This is a genomic window from Nocardia heshunensis, assembly GCF_054782115.1.
In genome coordinates this window covers 323139-343988 of record NZ_BAAGTC010000002.1, presented here as the reverse complement: position 1 = coordinate 343988, position 20850 = coordinate 323139, and the positions used below count along the sequence as shown (strand labels likewise).

Below are 20850 nucleotides of genomic sequence, written 5' to 3'. Positions count from 1 at the left end.
GGGCACCAACGTCCGGGGCACCAATTTTTGGGGCACTGGCGTTTCAGATTGAGGACTCGATCCTCAGCTCACCGATCGCAGGGCTCCTGCTGCTGGGACCGGTCAGCGGGCCGACCCGCGCCGACCCGCCCGGCGCGGATGATCCAGACGTAGAAGACCAGCACGCCGATCACGTCCACCGCGCCCAGCCAGGACAGGATGCCCGGCCGCGAAATGGTCCAGATCGACTTCTGGAAGAAGCCCAGCACCCACGGCACACCGATGAGCGTCACGACGAGCCAGTAACCGGCCAGCACCCGCGCCCCGGCCGCCTCGCGCAGCGGACCGTAGAGCAGCCACAGGATCACCGGGAGCAACCAGATCCAATGGTGCGACCAGGAGATCGGGGAGACCATCAGCCCGAACAGCTGCACGATCAGCAGCGTGCCCAGCCGATCATCGGAAGCCAGTGTGCGCCAGGCGAAGAAGGCCAGCACGGCGGTGATCAGCGCCGCGGCGATCCAGACCGGACCGGACACCACGTCGTGGCCGAGCAGGCGGCTGAGTGCGCCGCGCAGCGACTGATTGGAGGAGGAACCCACCGGTCCGATCCGGCGGGCGTCGCCGAGCAGCTCCCGGAAGTATTTGTTGGTCTCCCCCGGCGAGATCAGATAGGTCAGCACGATGGTCCCGAAGAAGGCGACCGCCGACCAGATCGCGGTGACCCACCGCTTGCGCGCCGCGAAGTACAGACCGGTGACCGCCGGGGTGAGCTTGATGCCCGCGGCCGCGCCCACCAGCGTCCCCGACACCCACCATTTGGTACTGCGCACCGCGAGCATGGCCAGCAGCACCAGGAAGACGTTCACCTGGCCGTAGTCGAAGGTGGATCGCACCGGCTCGAGCCACATGCCGACGGCCGTCCACGCCAGTGCGGCCGTGCGCCAGCGCTGTTCGCGCATGGCGTCGGTGCCGAAGAGCATCTCCAGTGACAGCCACACCACCCCGAACAGCGCCGCGACGGTGGCCAGCAGCCATCCGACGGCTACCACGCTGAACGGCAGGAAATGCAGCGGATAGAAGACCAGCGCCGCGAACGGCGGATAGGTGAACGGCAGCGGAAAGTCCGGTGTCTTACTGGAATCGGTGTATTCGTAGAGGTGCCCGCCGCCGAAATTCGCGGATCCGTCGACATAGACGTGCAGGTCCACGAAGTTCATGCCATTGGGCAGGACCAGCACCCACAACAGGCGGGCCAGCACCGAGATGCCGAGTGCCGCGGCAGCCAGGCGGAGGTGTCGATTCACGGCACGGACTTTCGGCTCGGGCGGATCACCGGCCGCAGTTCACGGCGGGCGAATGCGGCAGTGCGGGCCTCGCTACGACGTATTGCGGACCGCGACAAGCGTAATCGCACGGACGAATCTCGCGCGCAGCGCGCTCGTGGCTGCCCCGGGTTCGCGCCCCACGCTGTAACATTTGCATCACCGACCACTCCAGTAACAGCACTTCTGGTCGCTCGTTCGATAACGTCAGCTGATCTAGTTCGCCAAGATCGCGCCGTGGCTGTACAAGTCGGCAGCCCGGTCCCTAGAGTGGCGCGGAGCGATGGCTCCATCGCCGCTAGATGGTCCCTGAAGGTAAGGACGGCTACACCAGTGCTTCGCACCCGAGGATCGCGGTTCGCAATGTCCGCAGTCGCCCTGGCGGCCTGCGCCACCGTCGCCGTGCCGACGGCTTATGCGAAGCCCGCGCCGGTCCAGAACATCTCGTCGATTCCGATGATCCCCGAAGGGGTTCCGGTCGATGCCCTGGCCTCGCTGGTGCCCGCCATCATCGGCGCCGCCGCCGGTCCCGCCGATATCGCCGACGCCGGCCCCAAGAACGCCATCCTCGCCCAGGCCAAGCAGCTGCTCGAGGCCAGCAACCTGCCCGACACGGTGAAGACCACCCTGCTCGCGGTCATCACCTTCCTCGACGGCAGCGGCGGTGGCGGCCCGGACCTCCCGAAGGACGGCCCGGTCATCGCCCAGTTCCTGTGGCCGACCATCGGCAAGGGCTGCATCTCCTCCTCGGCCGACTCGGTCGGCACCGCACTGGCCGTCCCCGGTCCGGCGCAGCTGCCCCCGCCCGGACCCGCGCAGGGCCAGGCCGGTTTCGTGTTCACCGCGCTGGGCACCAAGCAGCCCACCGACGCGCAGCCCACCCCGATGACGGTGCAGTGGCTGAACCTCGACACCCGCGCCACCGGCACCATGAACCTGACCAACGACCAGCACATCAACCCGGACGGCCCGGCCACCCTGTCGGCCATCGCCAATACCGGTTCCGGTCGTGTCGTGGCCGTCGTCTCGGGTTCGCTGACCACCCAGGCCGACCCGGAGTCGCAGCCGATCTCCTGCAACTTCCTGCCGACCATCGGCTTCTTCACCGTCACCTAGCGATCACTCGCCGGTAGCGAAGATTTCCGCCCGCGTCTTCCCTCGGGAAGACGCGGGCGGCTTCGTATGCAAGGCCGGATTTGTGTGGTAGACCCGACACCATGGCCGCTGTGACTCACCCTGTGCGGGGACTGCATTCGCGCCGATCGATCCTCTCGATTCGTTCGGAGGGGTCGATCCTGTCGATCGGCTCGGCCTATTCGATCCTGTCCATCGGCAGCGTGGGTTCGGTGCTGTCGATCGGGTCGGTGGGCTCCTTCGGCTCCATTATTTCGTCGGCTTCGTTCGGCAGCCTCGGCTCGGCATTCTCCGGGCTGTCGCGCTGGTCCATGTTCTCGTGGGCCGGTGACCGTCAAGCGTTCAGCGACGGCCGCGACGACGAACCGACCGACCATCACTTCACGCTGCGCGTGGTCCCGGAAGAACCCGACCTGGTCTACGACCCGACCTGCCACTGCCAGACGTAGCTACCACCACTGTCCGTACTGCGCTGCCAGTACGGAATTGACGTCCACGGAGATGCCACCCACCTCGCGCTTGTCGATCTCGAACTGGTGCAGGTGGGCGGACGGGTGGACGTACCCCTTGGGGGTGCCCCAATTGTGCTGCCAGTAGTACGAACCCAGGCCCGCGTCGCGAATGTTGTCGATGGTGGGCGAATTGGCGTAGACCCCGACCCGCTCGCGTCCGAGGACCGTCTCCCAGCCGTGCAGGTACGGGGCGATCATCGTCTCGAAATCCTGGTCGCTGGGGTTGTCGTCGATGGAGGCGTAGATCGGCGCACCATCGGGGCCACCGGCCGCCTTGTGCAGCATCAATCCCCGTGCCGCGTGCTTCAATCCGGCCTCGAGGCCACCGCGCCAGTCGGCGGTCGGGCCCTTGCCGAACTGGTAGCAGGAGACCACCGACAGGCCCGCCGCGCGCAGCGCGTCGACCTCGCGGGCCAGCAGCGGCTTCCCGGCCATCCATTCCGCGCCGGGTCGCCGGTCGGAGACGTAGCGGATGACACCGAGATGACCGTCGTCGCTGATGGACTGGGGCGAGGGGACGCCGCCGGCGTAATCGAGGAGGGTGCCGAGCTGCTGCTTCTTCGCCTGGGCGATGGCGGGCGGGAGGGCCAGTCCGGCGGCGATTCCGGCGGCGAGAGCCGTTGCGCCGGATAGAAAGTTCCGTCGATCGACATGGGCAGGACGCATCACGGGGCTCCTTCGCACACACTCGCTGGTCGAACTTGCCGGTGTGAGAACGACGGAGGCCCTGCCTCACATCTGACCGGTTGGAACAACTACATGCGGCGTGCCCGGCGCACCTTCCCCGATGACAAACAAGATCATCCGTGCGCCGGGAGCCCTGAACGCGGACTCATTTCACCATATTCACATTGGAATCGCCAGACTCATCGGGCACATCGGCACCATATGTCACATGCAGGCGAAAGCAGACAAGCCCGGAAGAGTAGTAAACCTGCAGCTATCAGACCCGCGTGGAGTCCAGACGCGCGCCCACATCGATGGTCCGGCGCGACACGTCGGCCACCTCGGCCCGCACCACACCGGCCACCTGAGCCGCGATCTGCTTGCGCATGCCCGCGAGCTTGCCCAGCGCGGCGGCGCGCCAGCCCTGCGCGGTCATCTCCAGATCGATGTCCCCCGCCCGCGGCGGCACGGCATCGATGACGATCAGCAACGGGTCCGCGGCCCGGGCGGTGAGGGCCACCGGCACCTGCACCTCGGCGCGATACCGATTGGTCTTGAGTACGTCCACCGAGATGTCGAGGCTCACCGGAATCATCAGGTCGAACCGGACCAGGGCGGGATCGTGGTTGTTCGCGCCCGCCGCCGCCGCGGCCACCCGCGCCGATTCGGCGGCGGTGGTGGGCAATTCGGCGATCCGCGGCTCCGGCGGTGGTGCGGCGACCGGCGGCCCCGCCTCGGCCACCCTGGGCAGCCGCACGCTGCCCTGCACCCACACCTCGGCCTTGTTGCCGGGCCCGGTGCGCAGGGGCCCGACCTCGATGGCCTTGCCCGCCATGGACTCGACCACCTCCTGCACCCGTTCCGCGGTGACGATGCGGGTGAAGAAGCGGCGGCCGAACTCGTCGTAGCCGATCCACTCGTGGGTGGGCCGCCCGCGATAGGGCGAGTTGGTGCCGTTGAGGATGGCCTCGACGTCGAAGGTGCGGCCGCGCTGCGAGTCCGGGTCGGCCAGAATCCCGTTGATGCGGCCTGCGACCTCGCGCTGCACGAGCTGCGCGATCGGGTTGAGCAGGACCTCCCATGCCGTGCCGATGGCCTGCGCGCGCATGACGAAGCTGACGTCGCGGCCGGTGACCGGGGGGATGTCGATGACGATGAGCAGCGGGTCGGCGGTGCGTGCGTGCATGGTGAGGTCGATCTCCACAACCGCTTCCAGCCGCAGCCGCTGCCCGCCGAGGGTGACGTCGACCCGCAGTTTCACCGGGAGCATGACGTCGAAGTGCACGTGCGGCCCGCGCCGGATGACGGTGGGTTTGCCGATGCTGCCCTTGGCCACGAACCTGGCGAGTCCGGCCGGGCCGATACCGAAGGGGCCGATGGTGATGCCACGCCCGGCCACACTGGAGACCGCGGACTCGATCCGGGCTTCCGTTACCGCCGCCGCCACGAAACGTTCGCCGAATTCGGCGTAATCGATCCAGGTCGGTTCGTCGGACAACGTCATCCAGCTGCTTTCCTCGGGCGGGGATCCCTGTCCTGCCGATGAGGGGGCAGCAGGACAGGGATCAATCGGCAGCGCTGCCGGGCGCTACCGAAACCCATCGTAAGCGGAAGATGCGCCCAGAAGTACACCCCGCCCCGCGTGTTTCCAGAATGTGGAATCAGCGTGTTCCCAATCGCCCGAATCCGACCAGCCCCGATGTGCCGGATGGGCGGAATTTGTGGATAGCGACGCCACCGGATTCTCCGGCCTCATTGCCACCTACCGTGGTGATGGTATCCGAATCTACGGCAATCACAATATTCGTGTGTTGATGGAAGACACTGGAATCCGCGTACATCACCACATCCCCCACCCGCGGTTGATAGCCGTTGTTCGCCTCTTCGAAACGGTGCTGACCCCGGTAGTACTCCTCCAAGGTGTAGACGCCGGGAATCCGCCAGGAGCCGGAATTCGGATTGCTCAAAGGCTGCCCCGCCGACCGCATCACCCAGCTGACGAAGTCGGCGCACCACGGTTCGGCAATGCCCTCGGAGTATTTGTCCCGACCGCTCTGTTCGTCGAATTGCTGCCGTAGGACATCCGCGACCCGGGCCTGCTCCGGGCTCAGGGCGGCCGTGTCCACGGCCGGAATATCGTGCAGCAGATGCCCGTCCATGGCGCGCGGACCGTAGATCTCGTCGTGGCGGTTGTGCTGCCACCAGCGCACCCCGATCACTCCCCCGACGGCCAGCGCCGAAACCACCACCAGCGCAACGACACCCAGTACCAGCCCGCGTCGTCGCCGACGCGGTGCGCGCTCGAGTTCGATCGTCATTTCGGTCCCTCCCCGGTCCCGGCCGTCCCTCGGCCCTACCAAGTAGGACGTCTCAACCGACCACGGAGTTCCCCGGGGCATGGCCGACCAGGCGGCTGCGGCCCATCGGACCCAGGCGGCTGGCCTGCATCAGGCCCACGCCCGGGGGTGCGAGTTCGACCAGCTCGGCCTGCATGCGGGCCTGCAGCAGTTCGGCGGCCGAGCGGTGGCGGGCCGCTTGCTCGTGATCACCGAGATAGGTAGCCAGCTCGGCCAGGACGTAGTCCATCGGACCCATCACCGAGGCGCCGGTCTCCAGCCCGCACACGGTGCCCGCGTACGGCTGCAACTGCCGGTAGATGGTGAGCGCGCCCGCCGGATCGTCCAGGGCGATCGCGAGACGGGCCTTGACCGCGGTGAAGGTGGACCAGAACTGCGGGGCCAGCGGGGGCGCGGCAGCCAGCACCCGGCGGGCCTCCTCCGCGCGACCGGAATGCACCAGGGCCAGGGCGTAACCGAACACGAACAGTTCGGGCTTGAGGGCGGTGCGTTCGCGCAGGTCGTTCAGGTATTCGGACATGTCGTTGCGCAGCCAGCCGATGGAGACCGCGATGCCGACGTGCAGGGCGTTCGGGTCGCGGGTCGGTTCGGCCGCACCCTCCCCGGAGTGCGCCACCAGCTCGTCGAGCTCGGCCGAGCCCGCGGCGAGCAGGCGCAGCACCTCATCGGTGTTGCCGCGCAACAACTCCAGCACCATCCCGAACGGCGCGATGGCGTCGAGCAGGTGCCGCAGTTGCCCGTCGGTGGCGTATGCGCTGGCGGCGCGGGCGTGACCGGCGGCGGCCACCAGGTCGGCGTCGGCAAGGGTGGCGCGGAACAGCAGATAGTGGGCCAGCGCCCGAAATTCGGTGAGTTCGGCGTCGGTCGCGACCTCCAGCAGTTGTGTCGCATGCCTTCTCAGGTCGTGGGCGCGCAGGAAGCCGCTCGCCGCGAAGGCCGCGAACGCCTGCGCGTTGAGCACCGTGCAGAGCAGATCCGGGTCGTCCAGCGGCTCGGCCATGGACATCGCGGTGGCCGCGATGATGCGCGCCGCCGACGGATCCTCGATGGCCCGATCGAAAACCGCCGTGACCTGCAAGTGAATTCGGCACCGCAGCGGCAGTTCCGGATCCTCGGACGCGATCCGCAACGGTTCCCGCAACCGCGGATCCGGCGTGTGCCAATCGTGCACCGACCAGATCAGGGGCGTCGGCCAGCAGGTGGCCGACTGCGCCAACAGCCCTGTCCCCCCGATGGATTCGGCCAAATCCAACGCTTGCTCGCGCGCCGCCCGGGCCGCGATGTGCTGCCCGTCGTACGCCAGCGCCACCACCAGCTCACACCGCGCCTCCAGCACCGCGAGCCGATCGGCGACGGCCGCCCCGGCCTCGGCATGCCCGGCCAGATCGTGCAGCGTCAGCACCGACCGCCACCTCCGCACGGCATCCGCGCGCATCCGGCGCTCCACACAGCGTCGCGCCGCCGCCCGCACGTAAGGCAGTGCGACAGTGGCGGTCTCGGCATCCGCACCCAACGCCGCATGATGGGCCAGCGCATCGATATCCCGCCCGCGCGGAACCTGTACCTCCTCGCGTTCGGAAACCGTTCCGGCAGTGGCGGGCTCGGACGGTCGCGACGCCACATCGTCGGCGCCGCGCAGCGCGGTGAGCGCTCGACTGTCGCGCGGGGTGGGGTCGGGCCGTGGCGAACCGAGGAGGGCGGCGACCAGGTAGTCGGCTCCCCACAGTGCGTCGAGTACCTGGGGAGGCTTCCCCGCGGGGGTGGGCTGCGGGTCGTGGCGGAGGTATTCGAAGGCGGCCCAGTGCATTCGGGTGCGACGGAGGGTGGGGAGGTCGTAGTAGACGGTCTCGCGGACGAGGGCGTGGTCGAAGGTGACGCGGCCGGCGCGGTCGGTGCGCAGCAGGCGGGCGGATTCGGCGGTGGCGATGAGGTCGATGACGGTATCGGCGGGGCGGTCGAGGGAGGCGGCGAGGGTGGGGACGTCGCTGTCCTCGCCCCAGACCGAGAGGTGGCGCAGCAGGTCGACGACCTCGGCGGGGAGTTGGGCGATACGGCGGCCCAACAGGTCTCGGACGCTGTCGGGCAGGACGTCGGTGAGGCCCTGGGCGGCGATGAGTTTGGCGAGTTCGCGCACGAACAGCGGGTTGCCGCCGGTGCGGCGGCGCAGCAGTTCGACGGTGCGGTCGTCGAGCTCGGTGAGCCCGGCCGCGGCCGCGGCGCGGCGGGTCCCCGCCATGTCGAGGCCGTCCAGCTCGATGCGGTCGGCGGTGAAAAGCGCCAGGGCCGCGGCGGTATCGCGGACGCCGGGCCCGGCCTCGGTGCCGCGCAGGGTGGCGACGATGAGGATCGGGCAGTCGCGCAGCCAGTTCACGACCTGGCGCAGCACCTGCAGGGTGGCGGTGTCCGCGCCGTGCACGTCCTCGAGCACGACGGCGACGGGCGACCCGGCCGAATGCTCGCGACAGGAGCGGACCACGCGCCGGGCCAGGGTGAAAGCGTCGGCGGCGGTGAAGGTTTCGGGGTCGGCGGCGTCCAGGCCGGTGAGCACCTCGGCCCAGGCCCAGGCCGGCGGTGCGGATTCGACCTCCGGACAGCGGCCGAAGACGGTGGTCCAGCCGCCCTCGCCCAGGTGCCGGGTGATGGCTGTGGCAAGGGTGGTCTTCCCGGCCCCGGCCTCCCCGGAGAGCCAGATCAGCCGCACGTGCCCGGCGACGGCGGCCTCGGCGGCGGCCAGCACGGCATTGCGCTGGGCGGCATATCCGGTGTCCGGCAAGGGTTCCGGCGCGGGCCGGGGCGCGGGTACGACGGGGCGGACGGGGGTGGGCGGGGTCGCGGTCTCGGTGTCCACCGAGTGGGTGAGGATGGCGGTTTCCAGCTCCCGCAGTCCGGGACCGGGATCCACCCCGAATTCGAGGGTCAGGAATTCGCGGCTGCGGCGCACCGTGGCGAGCGCGTCCAGCGATTGTCCCAGACGGTACTGCGCGACGGCCAGCAGCCGCGCGCACTCCTCACGCCCCGGATGCTCCTCCAGAATGGGCCGCAGCGCGAGCACCACTTCGGCGGGCCGGTTCATCTCCAGCGCCGCCTGCGCCCGCAGTTCGGCCGCGGTCAAGCGCAGCGCCTGCAAGCGGGCGGCTTCCTGCGCCGCCCAAGGCATTCCGGCGAAGGATTCGAAGGCGGTGCCGTGCCAGCAAGCCAGCGCGGCGTCCAGCACCCGCACCTGTTCGAGGGGTTCGGGCCGCCCGGCCGGGTCGCGCATGGCGGCCTCGTGCCCGTGCAGCAGCTGCTCGAAGTGCCAGGAATCCACTTGGGACGGCTCGAGATTGAGCGCATACCCGTGCGATTCGGAGACGATGACCCGCGAGTGCGCCCGCCGCGGCCGGTCCGGCTCGAAGACGCGACGCAGGTTGTGGATGTACACCTGCAGCGCGGCAACGGCTTTGGCGGGCGGGTCGCCGTGCCAGAGGTCGTCGATGAGCCGTTCGGTGGGCACCACCCGGCCACCGGCCGCGACCAGCCGGCCCAGCACCGCACACTGCATCGGCGCGCCCGGAGGCACGCGTTGTCCGTCGATGCTGATGTGCAGTGGGCCCAGCACCCCGATCCTTATGAGCGCCATGCCCCCGTTACCCACTTCGAATAAAACCAAACAGGATCCTCTCAATATGGCAGAAAAACTGCGAGAGTGCCCTGTCTTGTGATCCGGCTTAACTCGATACGAAGTCGCTAGCAAGAGTTGTCCCGCACACTGCCCAGGGTGTTCGACTCCCCTCCGCCGCCGGAGCCCGATCTCGCGGTGCTGCACAGCCTTCCGCATCCGGCCTGCCTGCACGACGGCGGCTACGACGTGGTCGCCGCGAACGACGCCTTCCGAAAGCTGTTCCCGGGCACCGGTCCCGGCGCCAATCTGATGACCGCGATCCTGCTCGAACCCATGGCCCGCTACCGGCTGGGCGACTGGGAGGCCGAGGCGCAAGTGATGGTCTCGGCGTTCCGAATGGCCACGCCGGAGCTGAATCCGGAGCGGGTCGAGGAGATCGTCAATCTGGCCCGGCGCTCGCCGGACTGGGATCGACTGTGGGCGGGCGAGGTGCCGCTGCTCGATCCCCGCGAGCGCACGGTGCTGATGAACGATCCGGTGACCCGCAAGGAGCGCCGGATGTATGTGCAGACCTTCGAGTTCCAGTCACCGCGGCGGCCGTGGTGGCTGCTGACGGTGGTGCCGTTCGACTGAATCCGGCTCGCGCCGTTCAGGCTTGGGCGGCGGGTTCCTCGAACCAGCCGTCCTCCGGTTCGGCGAAGCCGTGGTACATGAGCGGGATGCGGCGGTCGACGCCGAAATGCCGGTAGACGGCGAGCATGGCCGTGCGCACGGCGTGGTCGTGGAAATCGTCGATGCGGCGGCGGCCCAGCCAGTGTTCCGGCAACAGTGACAGCCGGGTCAGCTCGTCGGGGTCGTCGATATCGAGCCCGATCGGTCCAGGGTCGACGATGAAGTGGTCGTGCAGCACCGCGTGCACCTCACGCCGTTCCCGGTGGACCTCGTAGGGGTCGTGGCGTCCGGGCAGCGCGTAGAAGCGGGTGCGGATGGCGGGTGAGCCGTGCGCCTGCAGCCAGTCGATGAGATGCGGGTTGGGGCGCGGAATCGACCTGGCGGACAACGGCGTCTGCTCGAGCAGGTGCAGCACGCTGGCGCCGGGGACGCGGGGTTCGGGGACGAGGAACAGGCTGAGCACGGGTGATCCGGACACGCGGTCCGAGAGGCAGACCTTGGTGCGCATGGGGTCGGGCATGCGCCGCTCCTTACCAGGGAGGGTTGCTGGCTTCGCTATCCGAATCGTGCCGGCTCGCCGAGTTACCAGACTCGGACAGATCTCTCCTCGACGCCCGACCGGTGCAACACTCGGAATTATAGTCGCGAAGGGGTAATCGGACCGACCGGTCTTTCAATCGGTCCGATCATGACAACCCGCCGCGCTTACGCTCCGACCAGTCGGCTGCGATTGCGCTGCCGGGTCGGCTGCGCCGCGAGCTGCCCCTCGATGGTGGCCCGGACAGTCGGCCACTCCTCGTCCAGGATCGAATAGAAGGCGGTACTGCGCACCTCGCCGTCCAGCCCGCGCGAATGCGCCCGGCGCACCCCGTCGCTGGTGGCGCCGAGCCGCTCGATCGCCATGCGGGAGCGCAGGTTTCGGACATCGGCCCGCATGGCGATGCGCCGCACCCGCCAGACCTCGAAGGCATGCTGCAACAGCAGCAGCTTCGACTCCAGATTGATGCCCGCGCCGCGCGCGTCCAACGACAGCCAGGTGTTGCCGATCTCGGCGGCATCCGGCACGGTCAGCAGCGGATCTCCGCTCGGCATGCCGTGCACCAGCGGCCACACCACCGGGCCCTGCCAGTAATCGAAACGGGTGAAGCGGGTCGAGCCCAGCACGCGGCCACTGGCGACCGCGACGATCGCGAACGCCAGCGAGGTTCCGGCGGCATGCCCCGACAGCGCCTGGGCCACATATTCCAGCGCCTCGTCCACTCCGTGTGGGACAGGCGTGAACGAATAGTCGTCACGATTCCCCGCTGCGGCCTCCGCAATACCCGTGGCATGCTGCGGCGCAAGGGGTTCCAGCCGTACCAGACGGCCGGTCAGAGTTACGGGTACGGGCACGTTCCCTCGATCTTTCAGAGTCGGTCGGGGGGTCGCGTCAGGCATTGGCCGCCCCGGCCACACACTCCGGAATCGACGAACCAGCCCTGGCGCGCCAGTAGCAGCATCGGATAGTGGGATGAACGATAGCGGAACACCAGCGCACCGCGCCGCAGGCGGCATGTAAATTTCATGCGTTCTACCGCGCGTCGCGCGGTTGATTCACAGGTGTCATTCAGCTGTGTCCGGCGGGGGTATCCGCAACTACGTGGCGATCTCCCCCGAGAGCTGCGTTTATCCGAATACCTATGCGCCGGAAGGTATTTCTACACCGACCCCGAGTTCCAGAAGCCCGCGTGCACCGTACGCGCCTCGACGAGCTCGACCGGACCGATCACCGCCACCGCGCGCTGCCCCGCGGCGAATACCGCGCGGCACGGCAGCGCCATCGTCGGGTTCTCCGGATCAGCACCGGTCAACGCCAAAAGCTGGTCCTCCCCCAGGGCATAGACCACCCGCCCGATATTCCCCCAATAGATGGCCCCGGCACACATGGCACACGGTTCCGTACTGGTGTAAAGCGTGCAGCCGCGCAGAAACTCGGGATCATGAACGGCCGTCGCCGCCCGCACCAGATTCGTTTCGGCATGACCGGTCGCATCCCGCCCGGTGACCACCGTGTTCTCGGCCTCCAGCAACACCGTTCCATCGGGCCCCGCCAGTAGCGCCCCGAAAGGATGATTACCCCGCTCGCGCGCCCGCCGCGCAATGGCGACGGCCGCGAGCAGATGACGGATATCGAGGTCGGTCGGAATGGTCCCGCTCATACCGAAATCCTCACCGACTCAGACGTTGAAACGGAACTCCACGACATCGCCGTCGACCATGACGTATTCCTTGCCTTCCATGCGGACCTTGCCCGCGGCCTTGGCGGCGGCCATGGAACCGGCCTCGACCAGATCCTTGAAGGCGACGATCTCGGCCTTGATGAAGCCGCGTTCGAAGTCGGTGTGGATGACGCCGGCCGCCTTGGGGGCGGTGTCGCCCTGGTGGATGGTCCAGGCGCGGGATTCCTTGGGACCGGCGGTGAGGTAGGTCTGCAGGCCGAGGGTGTGGAAGCCGGCGCGGGCCAGGGCGTGCAGGCCGGGCTCGGTCTGGCCGATGGATTCCAGCAGTTCGGCGGCGGACTCGTCGTCGAGCTCGATGAGCTCGGATTCCACCTTGGCGTCGAGGAAGACGGCGTCGGCGGGGGCGACGGCGGCCTTCAGCTCGGCCTTCTTGGCCTCGTCGGTGAGCACCGACTCGTCGGCGTTGAAGACGTAGAGGAACGGCTTGATGGTCAGGAGCGTGAGCTCCTTGAGCAGGTCGACGTCGATTTCCTTGCGGGCGGCGAAAAGCGTACGGCCGCTGTCGAGAATCTCCTGCGCCTGCTTGGCGGCGTCGGCGACCGGCTTGCGGTCCTTCTTCATGCGGGCTTCCTTGTCGAGGCGGACGACCGCCTTCTCCAAGGTCTGCATGTCGGCGAGGATGAGCTCGGTCTCGATGACCTCGATATCGGCCAGCGGGTCCACCTTGCCGTCGACGTGGATCACGTCGTCGTCGGCGAAGACGCGGACCACCTGGCAGATGGCGTCGGCCTCACGAATGTTGGCCAGGAACTTGTTGCCCAGGCCCGCGCCCTCGGAGGCGCCCTTCACGATGCCCGCGATATCGACGAACGACACCGTGGCGGGCAGCTGCCGCTCGGAACCGAAGATCTCGGCGAGCACGGCCAGCCTCGGATCGGGCAGCGGCACCACGCCCGTATTCGGCTCGATGGTGGCGAACGGGTAGTTCGCGGCAAGCACGTCATTGCGTGTCAGAGCGTTGAACAGCGTCGACTTTCCGACGTTGGGCAGGCCGACGATTCCGAGGGTGAGACTCACGAGAAGTGGAGTCTACCCGGACCGCCGGCCCGCACCGTCACCCCTGGTCCGCTGGGTCGTCGGGGCCGCCGGGGGTCAGGGTCGCGGGGTCCGGCCCAGGTAGGCCAGCAGCTCGTCGGCGACCGGGGTGGCGGACGCGGGGAGGTCCGTCACGACGGCGGCGAAGACGCCGTAGTCGCGCAGCGGCTCGATCAGGCCGCGGGCGGCGGTGAGCAGGTGGCCTGCCAGCTCCTCGGTGAGCGGCGAGGGCTGGCCGGTCGCGATCGCGATATCCCAGGCGTGGGCGGCGGCGTCGAGGGCGCACATGACGGCGGCGACGGGGGTGGGGAGTTCGCCGTGCGGCAGCGGGGTGGGGACGGCCTCGGTGTCGTCGGTGACGGTCGACCAGGCGGTGGCGGTGGGTTCGATTGCGGCGGAAACCAATTCGGTGGCCTTGCCGTCGATGCTGCCGGACGGCTCGAACGGGTTGTAGGCGGGACCGTCGCCGATGCCGAGGAACTTGGCGTAGGCCAGCTGATCGCCCGCCGCGTGCTGAATCACCTGCGCCACAGTCCATTCCGAGCAGGGGGTGGGGTTGTTCCACTGGTCGTCGCCGACACCGGCGACCACGTCGGTGAGGGCGCGGTGCGAGGCGGCGAGCACCTCACGCCAGACCGGGGCGAGGGTGGTGGCGGGGGTGGAGGTCTGCTCGATGTTGCTCATTGTTCTTGCCTCTCAGGTCGTTTCGATCCGTTGAGATAAAGGTATGACCCGATTAGGCTGATTTTCTTCCTAATAAGCGAGGCGATCGAAAGGACCGATGTGACCTCCACCACAACCCGTCTGCTGCGGCTGCTGTCGCTGTTGCAGGACGGCACCCACACCGGCCGTGACCTGGCCGAACGCCTCGCCGTCACGGACCGCACGCTGCGTCAGGACATCGCCCGCCTGCGCGAGCTCGGCTACCCGGTGCACGCCGCACGCGGCCCTGTCGGCGGCTATCGGCTCGGCCAGGGCGCGACCATGCCGCCGTTGCTGCTCGACGACGACGAGGCGGTCGCCGTCGCGGTGGCCATGAACATTGCCGCCGACGGCAGCACCGGCATCGCCGATATCCACGCCAATCTCGAACGCGCCCAGTCGAAAATGGATCGCATCCTCCCGAAACGACTGCAGCGCAAGGTGACCGCCCTGCGCGCCGTCACCGACATCGGCCCCGCCGTCACCGGCTCCCGCGAACCCGACGCCCCCGTCCCCGCCGAAACCCTCGCCATCCTGGCCACCGCCATCCGCGCCACCACCACCATCCACGCCGACGCCCACGAGCTGGAGCCCTACCGCCTCATCAGCTGGCAACGCCGCTGGTACCTGGTCGCCTACAGCCTCGAATCCCACACCTGGCAAGCCCTCCCCGTGGCCTCCCTCACCGAAATCTCCCCCGCTACCCGCGCTTTCGCCCCGCGCTCGCTCCCCGACACCGACCTGGTCGCCTTCGTCCTGCGCGAAATCGCCTCCACCGGTTGGCAAGTCCACGCCCGCGTAACGGTCCTAGCCCCCGCCGAAACGGTGATAGCCCGAATCAACCCCACGGTCGGCGTCGTAGAACCCCTCGACGACACCTCCTGCCTCCTCCTGACCGGAGCCGACCGCCTCGAAACCATCGCCATCTACCTCAGCATGCTCATGATGGACTTCCGAGTCGACTCACCCCCGGCCCTCGTCACCCACATCCAAACCCTCGCCCGCCGCTACGCGGCGGCCACGCAACCTGAACCGCAGCGAGCCCAGTGAGCGAGAGCTCATGCGATGGCCGAGATCTCACCATCTTCAAAATGAATGGACTGATGCAGGCGCCCGCCGAGCGCATTCGCGTAACGAGCGAGCAGTTCGTAACCGGCAATGCTGCCTTGCTCGATCTGGGAGACCCGCCCCTTCGTAACTCCCATTCGTTCGGCAAGCTGCTGCTGCGTCATCCCTCTCGAGCGCCGGATCTCGGCCAGTCGATGCCCGATGATCTCCGCCAGCAGTTCCTCTTTCCCAGCAGCGACAGCATCCTCACCGCCCGCCTTCTCGACGAACTCTCCGCGGATGTCCCGCCACCGCGAGTGTCCGCTCATCGCCGACCCTCCATCTCTTCTCGCCGCTCCGTCAGATAAGTCTCGTACCGCTGCTCAGCCAGCGGAATCGCCGACTGATACCAAGACCGCCATCGCTTGTACTTGTCGCCGGCCACCAGCATGATCGATGACCGCCACGGATCGAAGGCGAACAGAATGCGTACGGTGCCCGGCCGTAGTTCCTTCAGATTCGGGATCGCAGAACCCGAGACGGTGTCCACCAGCGGGCGACCCAGGCCGGGGCCGAGCTCCGCCAACAGGTCGATCGCCTGCACCACCCGTCGATATTCGGGTTCTTCCAGCTGTGTGATCCACTCACGGACCTCGTCGACCACGTAGATATCCCACTCTTGGTCTGCCACGCGAGGCAGTATAGGAATAACTATACCCACCTCGGGTGCAGTTCACACGATCCGCTACCGACGACCGGCGGTTCGAGCATCAGAGTGGGAGTGAATCCTCCTGGGGGAGATGGGACATCATGACCGGGTAGCGGACGGGGCGGGCGGTGGTGAAGGTGATGTCGCGGACGTGGGTGAAGTTGGACCAGAGTAGGCGGCCACCCTTGAGGAATTGCATGGGGCGGACTCGGTTGCGGACCTGGTTCAGCTCAGACTCGGTGGCGGGGCGGCGCGGACCGGCGGTTCCGTAGAGGCGCACTCCGGGCAGGGTGGAGAAACGGCCGCGCAGTAGCGAGCGGAACCAGAACCCGGAGCCGCTGTCGACCGCCAGCAGGCAGATCTGCGGGTTGGTGTCGAGGTTGCGGGCCAGTGTCGAGGTGTACTGGTCGAAGTAGAAGGCGGTGCTGTCGTCGCGGAAGAACACCGTCCCTACCGGGGTGATGTTCGGAATGCCTTCGGGGTCAACGGATGCGATCGCGAAATGGCCGGTCGACCGGCGTGCTCGTTCGGCGATTTCTCGAACCTGTCCCCACCACATGACCGGACCTTAGCAGCGTGGCGATCTAGTACGAGGGCCAATTCGAGAGGGTTTGGTGGAGGGCGTCCACGATATGCGGCCAGGTGTCGGCAGCAGGACGAGAATGGGCGAAGCCACCCGCGGCCTCCAAAGTAGCGAACCCGTGAAAAGTACTGCGCAGCAGGCGCGCCGCATCCAACTCCTCGGACTCCCCCAGCCCGTAGCCACGCAGAATGGCCGCGGTGAGCTCGATACTGCGCACCAGCGCGGGCTCCCCGGCAACCTCCGCCGGATCCATCCGAATCTGCGTAGCCGCATACCGTTCCGGATAATCGAGCACATAGCCGCGATAGGCACCCGCAAACGCCACCAGCGCATCCTTCCCCGACCGCCCCGCCACCGCCGCCCCGATCCGCTCGTTCAACTCCGCACTGGCCAACAGGGCAACCCGCACCCGCAGATCGTGCAGATTGCGGACATGGACATAAAGGCTCGGATCCTTCACGCCCACCCGTCGAGCCAGCGCCGACAGCGTGAGCTTCTCGAAGCCGATCTCATCGACCAGTTCCGCCGCCTCGCTGACGACCCGGTCCCTGGTCAACCCGACCCGTGGCGACATCCCGCTCCTCTCATCCGTGCCCTGAGCCTAAACCTAGAAGCAATAGGATCGACCATGTCGGCCCCCGAACCTATGCTCCGCGCCGTGGGACTTTGCATATCGACACATGAGTTCGCGCACGACATCGCCCGGGGAGGGGACCCTTGGCCCTTGCTGGTCGCCGACCACGAGCTGATCAACAAGCTGTTGACCGAGAATGGGCTTCCCGCACATCAGGAACCACGGGTGTGCGGCCCCGCGACGGAGCGGGAGCACGAGGCGTGCTTCTCCTACGGAATGCTGCATCACCTCCGCTACGCCTATGCCCACGCGGTGACATTTCCGGATAAGCCACTGCCCCTTGATGATTCGGATTGCCAGCCTTCCGGCGAGGAGATGATCGACGACATCGCCATCCACCTCGACTGCCATCTGATCGTTCATTCCGACTGCGAAGGCTATTATGTCCCTATCGATTTCAACGAAGTCCTCTTCACCGAGGAGGACGAGGACGGCGAGTATCCGATCGGCTGCATGCTCGGCTCCAGTCAACGCTTGCTGCGCGAACTCATCTATGTCGCCCCCTACCTCGACATCACCCTGATCGACGACCAACTACCGGACACCGCCCTGGCCGCATTCTCCGCCCCCGGCCACGACGAACGCCCCTACTGGTCGGCCCGCCTGGTCTGGCTGGCCCTCTTCGAAGCCGCCCGCATCTCCCTCGCCAACAACACCCTCATCTCCTTCGGCTGAAGGGAGCAAATTGATGGGGCGCAGGGATCGTGGCCGGGCCGCGTCTCAGTCGAAGATTGCCAGGAAGGCCAGGAATCCGGCGATCAGCAGACTGATAACGATTCCGATCCATCCCAGCCAAGCCCAATGCCCGGTGACCACCGACCAGATACCGCCACCGAGCATGGCTGGTATGGCAAGAAGTACAGCGCACCCCATCGCGGCATCCCCGTTGCTCCCCGACGCCGATTGCGGAGGATCGGTTTGCGCGGCCTTGGCAGGGCCACGGGCGGTCGCAGGTCGCGCGGGTTTCTTCGCTGCCGGAACCGATGAACCACTACGCGCATGGTTGGCATTTCGACTACGCGGCGGCGGGTCCGCTACGACTGCCTGGGGAGTCGGCCGACCTGCCGGTCCAGCTTCCCCGGGATTCGCCGTGGGCCGGGGAGTGCGGGTCATCGCCTCACGCGCTGCTTCGGCCAGGTCACCACAGCTGGAGAAGCGTTGGAGCGGATCCTTGGCCAGCGCCTTCGTAATCACGGTGTCGAACCGAGCCGAAAGATCACGATTCTTGTTGCTGGCCAATGGAATCGGTCCGTTGATGTGGCCGTTGAGAAGGAGCGGCACATCACGGTGCGGATATGGAAGTTCCCCGGTCAACATGTAATAGAGAGTGCAACCGAGTGCGTAGACGTCGGCGCGATGGTCGACGGTCCGTGGAGCGGTGATCCGCTCCGGCGCCAAGTATTGGAACGTTGCCAGTAGGTGTGCCGTAGCGGTCGCGACGCTTTCCGAACCAGTGTCTTTCGCGATTCCGAAGTCGGTCAGCAGGGCTCGTTCCTGAGGCGCGCGGGTCAGCAAGATATTGGCGGGCTTCACATCACGGTGGAGCACATTCGCGGTGTGGGCACAGTCGAGGGCGGCGGCCGTCTCGGCGAGGATGCGGACCGCTCGTTCCGGTGCGAGCCGGGTCTCTCGCTTCAGCACCCGTGCGAGGTCGGTTCCAGGCACGTAACGCATCGAGAACCAGAGATGGCCCTGGTAGTCGCCTCGCGCGAAGATAGTCACGAGATTCGGATGGTCCAGCGCCGCGACGATATCCGCCTCGCGCTGGAAGCGCTTGCGGATGTCGGCGTCGTGACTGACGGTGCTGTGTAGCACTTTCAACGCAACGTCCCGGGGTAGCCCGTCGCGGTCACGAGCACGGTAGACCTCACCCATGCCGCCTGCGCCGATCAGCTCGAGAATCTGGTAGCCGGCGAAATTGTCGCCAGGCTCGAGCATGCTGCCCACTGCGTGCGCCCCCATCTCGTACCGTGATACGGGATCGACTCTACGGCGAGAACCACATCGGCAGGACCGTTGTGACGGCCTCATTCGGCACGAATTCAGCGGTCGAGTATCGGGCGAGGTTGTCGGTAGGCTCTCGTACGCTCGCCGCCATGGGACTTGGAGTGACGACGCACGCACTCGCTTACGCGATTGCCAACGGGGATACGGACTTCGAGTCCGATCTCGACGTGATCAACAAGCTGCTGATCGACAATGGGCTGCCGGCGCACGTGGAGCCGCAGGCATACGGGGCTGCGGTCACGCGTGCTCACATGTCGAGCTTTCCGTACAGCATGGTGCACTACTTGCGGCGCGCCTACGCGCACGCGCTGACGAATCCTGGGCAGCCGGTGACGCCGCTGCCCGATTCGGAACACGCTTCCGAGGATCCTCTGGTCGAGGAGGTCACCTACGACTTCGAGTCCCACTTGATCTGCCATTCCGACTGCGAAGGCTATTACGTTCCTGTCGATTTCGAGCATGTGATACCCGAGGACGAGGAGAATCGGCTGCCCGGCGGTATCCTCGGCTCCAGTGTCCGACTGATGAGCGAACTCGTCTACGTGGCACCGTATCTCGGCATCATGCTGGTCGACGACCAGCTACCGGATACCGAAGCCACCGCACTCCACGAGGCCGAGGACGACCACCCGCTCAGCCGCGAACGCCTCGTCTGGCTCACCCTGTTCGAGAACGCCCGAGTATCCCTCGCCAACAACACCCTGATCACATTCTGCTGACCGACATCCGGATTTCCGGGCTCATTCGGTGCGGAGTCGGAGACCCGGGTTCTCGACCATGACGTCGGCGATGGATTGGGCGATCATCGTGAGCTGAGGGTAGGCGCGGAGTACGGCATCGATCAGCGGGGAGAGCTGTTCGAAGGCCGGTTGACCGTCGCCCGCCAGGAGGCGTTTGGCCAGTTGGTCGAGCGGGGCCGGGAGTACCGCATTCACGGGATCCGGTTTGTCGGTGGGGTATTGAGACGGATCGTCGGTGTATCCGCCACGACTGACAATGCCTATGGCGAGGCTTCCGGAGAAAAGCGCACCACCGCTGTCTCCAGGCAGGGACAAAGCAGTGTGGGTAAAGCGGATAGGCGGCCGCAGCGGGTCGGGCTGGTCGACACTGAGAATGACGCCGCAGGTGAAGCCGGTAGTGGCACCGGCCTTGCACACCGGCTCGCCGACAACGGGATAGCCGACGCCGGTGATCGGCACCGTGCCGTCGATACCGCGAATCAGGTTGTTGCGGAACGAATCCTGAAACGGCTCGGCAATGCGCACGACGGCGTAGTCACGAACACCGTCCATCACCGACTTCTCGAACGCCCCGGTCTGCTCCCCGCGCTTCAGCGCCGGGGTGAGATCGAAAGTCTGCCCCCGAGTATCCGGCCGATCCTCCTTCTCGGTCGCCGCATCACAGTGCCCGGCAGTGATCACAGCCGGATTCCCCTCGGAGTCAACGGCATTGAACGCCCACGAACAGGCATACCCGGCATCGGTCAGAAACCGATCACCCCCGGCAACCTGCGCACCATCCGCACCGGCAAGCCGCGCCACCCCATCAATCCCCGAACCCGCCTGCCGCTGAGCCGAATCCACCCGCCGCAGATACTCCCCCGCATCC

At 67.1% G+C, this 20850-nt stretch carries 22 protein-coding genes; 6 read left to right on the top strand and 16 right to left on the bottom strand.

The features are described from left to right. Window positions 1–68 precede the first annotated feature (68 nt). On the bottom strand, window positions 69–1286 hold the full coding sequence (locus tag ACYVN4_RS01665) for a mannosyltransferase (RefSeq protein ID WP_460717424.1): 1218 nt from the start codon (window positions 1284–1286) through the stop codon (window positions 69–71). Window positions 1287–1667: 381 nt separating this feature from the next. On the opposite strand from ACYVN4_RS01665, the gene ACYVN4_RS01660 reads away from it, so the two are divergent. Together ACYVN4_RS01660 and ACYVN4_RS01655 are read left to right on the top strand one after the other, a co-directional pair. Then, complete coding sequence (locus tag ACYVN4_RS01660; RefSeq protein ID WP_460717423.1) at window positions 1668–2420, top strand: Rv1157c family protein; 753 nt, start codon at window positions 1668–1670, stop codon at window positions 2418–2420. A gap of 101 nt (window positions 2421–2521) precedes the next feature. Then, window positions 2522–2887: a hypothetical protein gene (locus ACYVN4_RS01655; RefSeq protein ID WP_460717422.1), complete on the top strand. Its 366-nt coding sequence runs from the start codon at window positions 2522–2524 to the stop codon at window positions 2885–2887. Here the strand turns inward: ACYVN4_RS01655 and ACYVN4_RS01650 are convergent, their stop codons facing one another. The 4 genes from ACYVN4_RS01650 to ACYVN4_RS01635 all read right to left on the bottom strand — a co-directional run bounded on the left by ACYVN4_RS01650 (window position 2888) and on the right by ACYVN4_RS01635 (window position 9592). Next, a complete protein-coding gene (locus tag ACYVN4_RS01650; protein WP_460717421.1) occupies window positions 2888–3616 on the bottom strand; it encodes a DUF1906 domain-containing protein in 729 nt (242 codons plus the stop codon). A gap of 277 nt (window positions 3617–3893) precedes the next feature. After that, on the bottom strand, window positions 3894–5120 hold the full coding sequence (locus tag ACYVN4_RS01645) for a hypothetical protein (protein ID WP_460717420.1): 1227 nt from the start codon (window positions 5118–5120) through the stop codon (window positions 3894–3896). Window positions 5121–5277: 157 nt separating this feature from the next. Beyond that, window positions 5278–5934 carry a CHAP domain-containing protein gene (locus ACYVN4_RS01640; RefSeq protein ID WP_460717419.1) on the bottom strand — a complete coding sequence of 219 codons (657 nt, stop codon included), beginning with the start codon at window positions 5932–5934 and terminating at the stop codon, window positions 5278–5280. 52 nt (window positions 5935–5986) lie between these two features. After that, window positions 5987–9592 carry a BTAD domain-containing putative transcriptional regulator gene (locus ACYVN4_RS01635; protein WP_460717418.1) on the bottom strand — a complete coding sequence of 1202 codons (3606 nt, stop codon included), beginning with the start codon at window positions 9590–9592 and terminating at the stop codon, window positions 5987–5989. Window positions 9593–9730: 138 nt separating this feature from the next. Between ACYVN4_RS01635 and ACYVN4_RS01630 the strand changes: the two genes are divergently transcribed. After that, window positions 9731–10207, top strand: a complete 477-nt coding sequence (locus ACYVN4_RS01630) for an MmyB family transcriptional regulator (protein ID WP_460717417.1) — start codon at window positions 9731–9733, stop codon at window positions 10205–10207. A 16-nt stretch (window positions 10208–10223) separates the two neighbouring features. On the opposite strand, the gene ACYVN4_RS01625 is transcribed toward ACYVN4_RS01630, so the two are convergent. The 5 genes from ACYVN4_RS01625 to ACYVN4_RS01605 all read right to left on the bottom strand — a co-directional run bounded on the left by ACYVN4_RS01625 (window position 10224) and on the right by ACYVN4_RS01605 (window position 14244). Continuing rightward, window positions 10224–10766, bottom strand: coding sequence for a hypothetical protein (locus tag ACYVN4_RS01625; RefSeq protein WP_460717416.1), 543 nt, complete (start codon window positions 10764–10766; stop codon window positions 10224–10226). A 185-nt stretch (window positions 10767–10951) separates the two neighbouring features. Next, window positions 10952–11638 (bottom strand): GNAT family N-acetyltransferase, encoded by a 687-nt coding sequence (locus ACYVN4_RS01620; protein ID WP_460717415.1) that lies wholly within the window; start codon window positions 11636–11638, stop codon window positions 10952–10954. Between the two features lie 305 nt (window positions 11639–11943). Next, window positions 11944–12444 (bottom strand): nucleoside deaminase, encoded by a 501-nt coding sequence (locus tag ACYVN4_RS01615; protein ID WP_460717414.1) that lies wholly within the window; start codon window positions 12442–12444, stop codon window positions 11944–11946. Window positions 12445–12462: 18 nt separating this feature from the next. Next, window positions 12463–13542, bottom strand: a complete 1080-nt coding sequence (gene ychF, locus ACYVN4_RS01610) for a redox-regulated ATPase YchF (protein ID WP_460717413.1) — start codon at window positions 13540–13542, stop codon at window positions 12463–12465. A gap of 75 nt (window positions 13543–13617) precedes the next feature. Then, window positions 13618–14244, bottom strand: a complete 627-nt coding sequence (locus ACYVN4_RS01605; protein ID WP_460717412.1) for a TIGR03086 family metal-binding protein — start codon at window positions 14242–14244, stop codon at window positions 13618–13620. Window positions 14245–14343: 99 nt separating this feature from the next. Here ACYVN4_RS01605 and ACYVN4_RS01600 point away from each other — a divergent pair, with 99 nt between their 5' ends. Then, on the top strand, window positions 14344–15312 hold the full coding sequence (locus tag ACYVN4_RS01600) for a helix-turn-helix transcriptional regulator (RefSeq protein ID WP_460717411.1): 969 nt from the start codon (window positions 14344–14346) through the stop codon (window positions 15310–15312). An 8-nt stretch (window positions 15313–15320) separates the two neighbouring features. Here ACYVN4_RS01600 and ACYVN4_RS01595 read toward each other — a convergent pair whose 3' ends face one another. From ACYVN4_RS01595 to ACYVN4_RS01580, 4 genes are all read right to left on the bottom strand, one after another. Further along, window positions 15321–15638: a helix-turn-helix domain-containing protein gene (locus ACYVN4_RS01595; protein ID WP_460717410.1), complete on the bottom strand. Its 318-nt coding sequence runs from the start codon at window positions 15636–15638 to the stop codon at window positions 15321–15323. Further along, window positions 15635–16000, bottom strand: coding sequence for a type II toxin-antitoxin system RelE/ParE family toxin (locus ACYVN4_RS01590; protein ID WP_460717409.1), 366 nt, complete (start codon window positions 15998–16000; stop codon window positions 15635–15637). The genes ACYVN4_RS01595 and ACYVN4_RS01590 overlap by 4 nt, the downstream gene beginning before the upstream one ends. Before the next feature lie 79 nt (window positions 16001–16079). After that, window positions 16080–16577 (bottom strand): pyridoxamine 5'-phosphate oxidase family protein, encoded by a 498-nt coding sequence (locus tag ACYVN4_RS01585; RefSeq protein WP_460717408.1) that lies wholly within the window; start codon window positions 16575–16577, stop codon window positions 16080–16082. 25 nt (window positions 16578–16602) lie between these two features. Beyond that, window positions 16603–17175 (bottom strand): TetR/AcrR family transcriptional regulator, encoded by a 573-nt coding sequence (locus ACYVN4_RS01580; protein ID WP_460717407.1) that lies wholly within the window; start codon window positions 17173–17175, stop codon window positions 16603–16605. 54 nt (window positions 17176–17229) lie between these two features. Here ACYVN4_RS01580 and ACYVN4_RS01575 point away from each other — a divergent pair, with 54 nt between their 5' ends. Then, the gene (locus tag ACYVN4_RS01575; RefSeq protein ID WP_460717406.1) at window positions 17230–17910 is read left to right on the top strand and encodes a hypothetical protein; all 681 of its coding nucleotides are present in this window, start codon (window positions 17230–17232) and stop codon (window positions 17908–17910) included. A gap of 45 nt (window positions 17911–17955) precedes the next feature. Here the strand turns inward: ACYVN4_RS01575 and ACYVN4_RS01570 are convergent, their stop codons facing one another. Then, a complete protein-coding gene (locus tag ACYVN4_RS01570; protein WP_460718327.1) occupies window positions 17956–19173 on the bottom strand; it encodes a serine/threonine-protein kinase in 1218 nt (405 codons plus the stop codon). A gap of 158 nt (window positions 19174–19331) precedes the next feature. On the opposite strand from ACYVN4_RS01570, the gene ACYVN4_RS01565 reads away from it, so the two are divergent. After that, window positions 19332–19961 (top strand): hypothetical protein, encoded by a 630-nt coding sequence (locus tag ACYVN4_RS01565; RefSeq protein WP_460717405.1) that lies wholly within the window; start codon window positions 19332–19334, stop codon window positions 19959–19961. Between the two features lie 21 nt (window positions 19962–19982). Here the strand turns inward: ACYVN4_RS01565 and ACYVN4_RS01560 are convergent, their stop codons facing one another. Beyond that, window positions 19983–20783: a S1 family peptidase gene (locus tag ACYVN4_RS01560; protein WP_460717404.1), complete on the bottom strand. Its 801-nt coding sequence runs from the start codon at window positions 20781–20783 to the stop codon at window positions 19983–19985. Window positions 20784–20850: the final 67 nt, after the last annotated feature.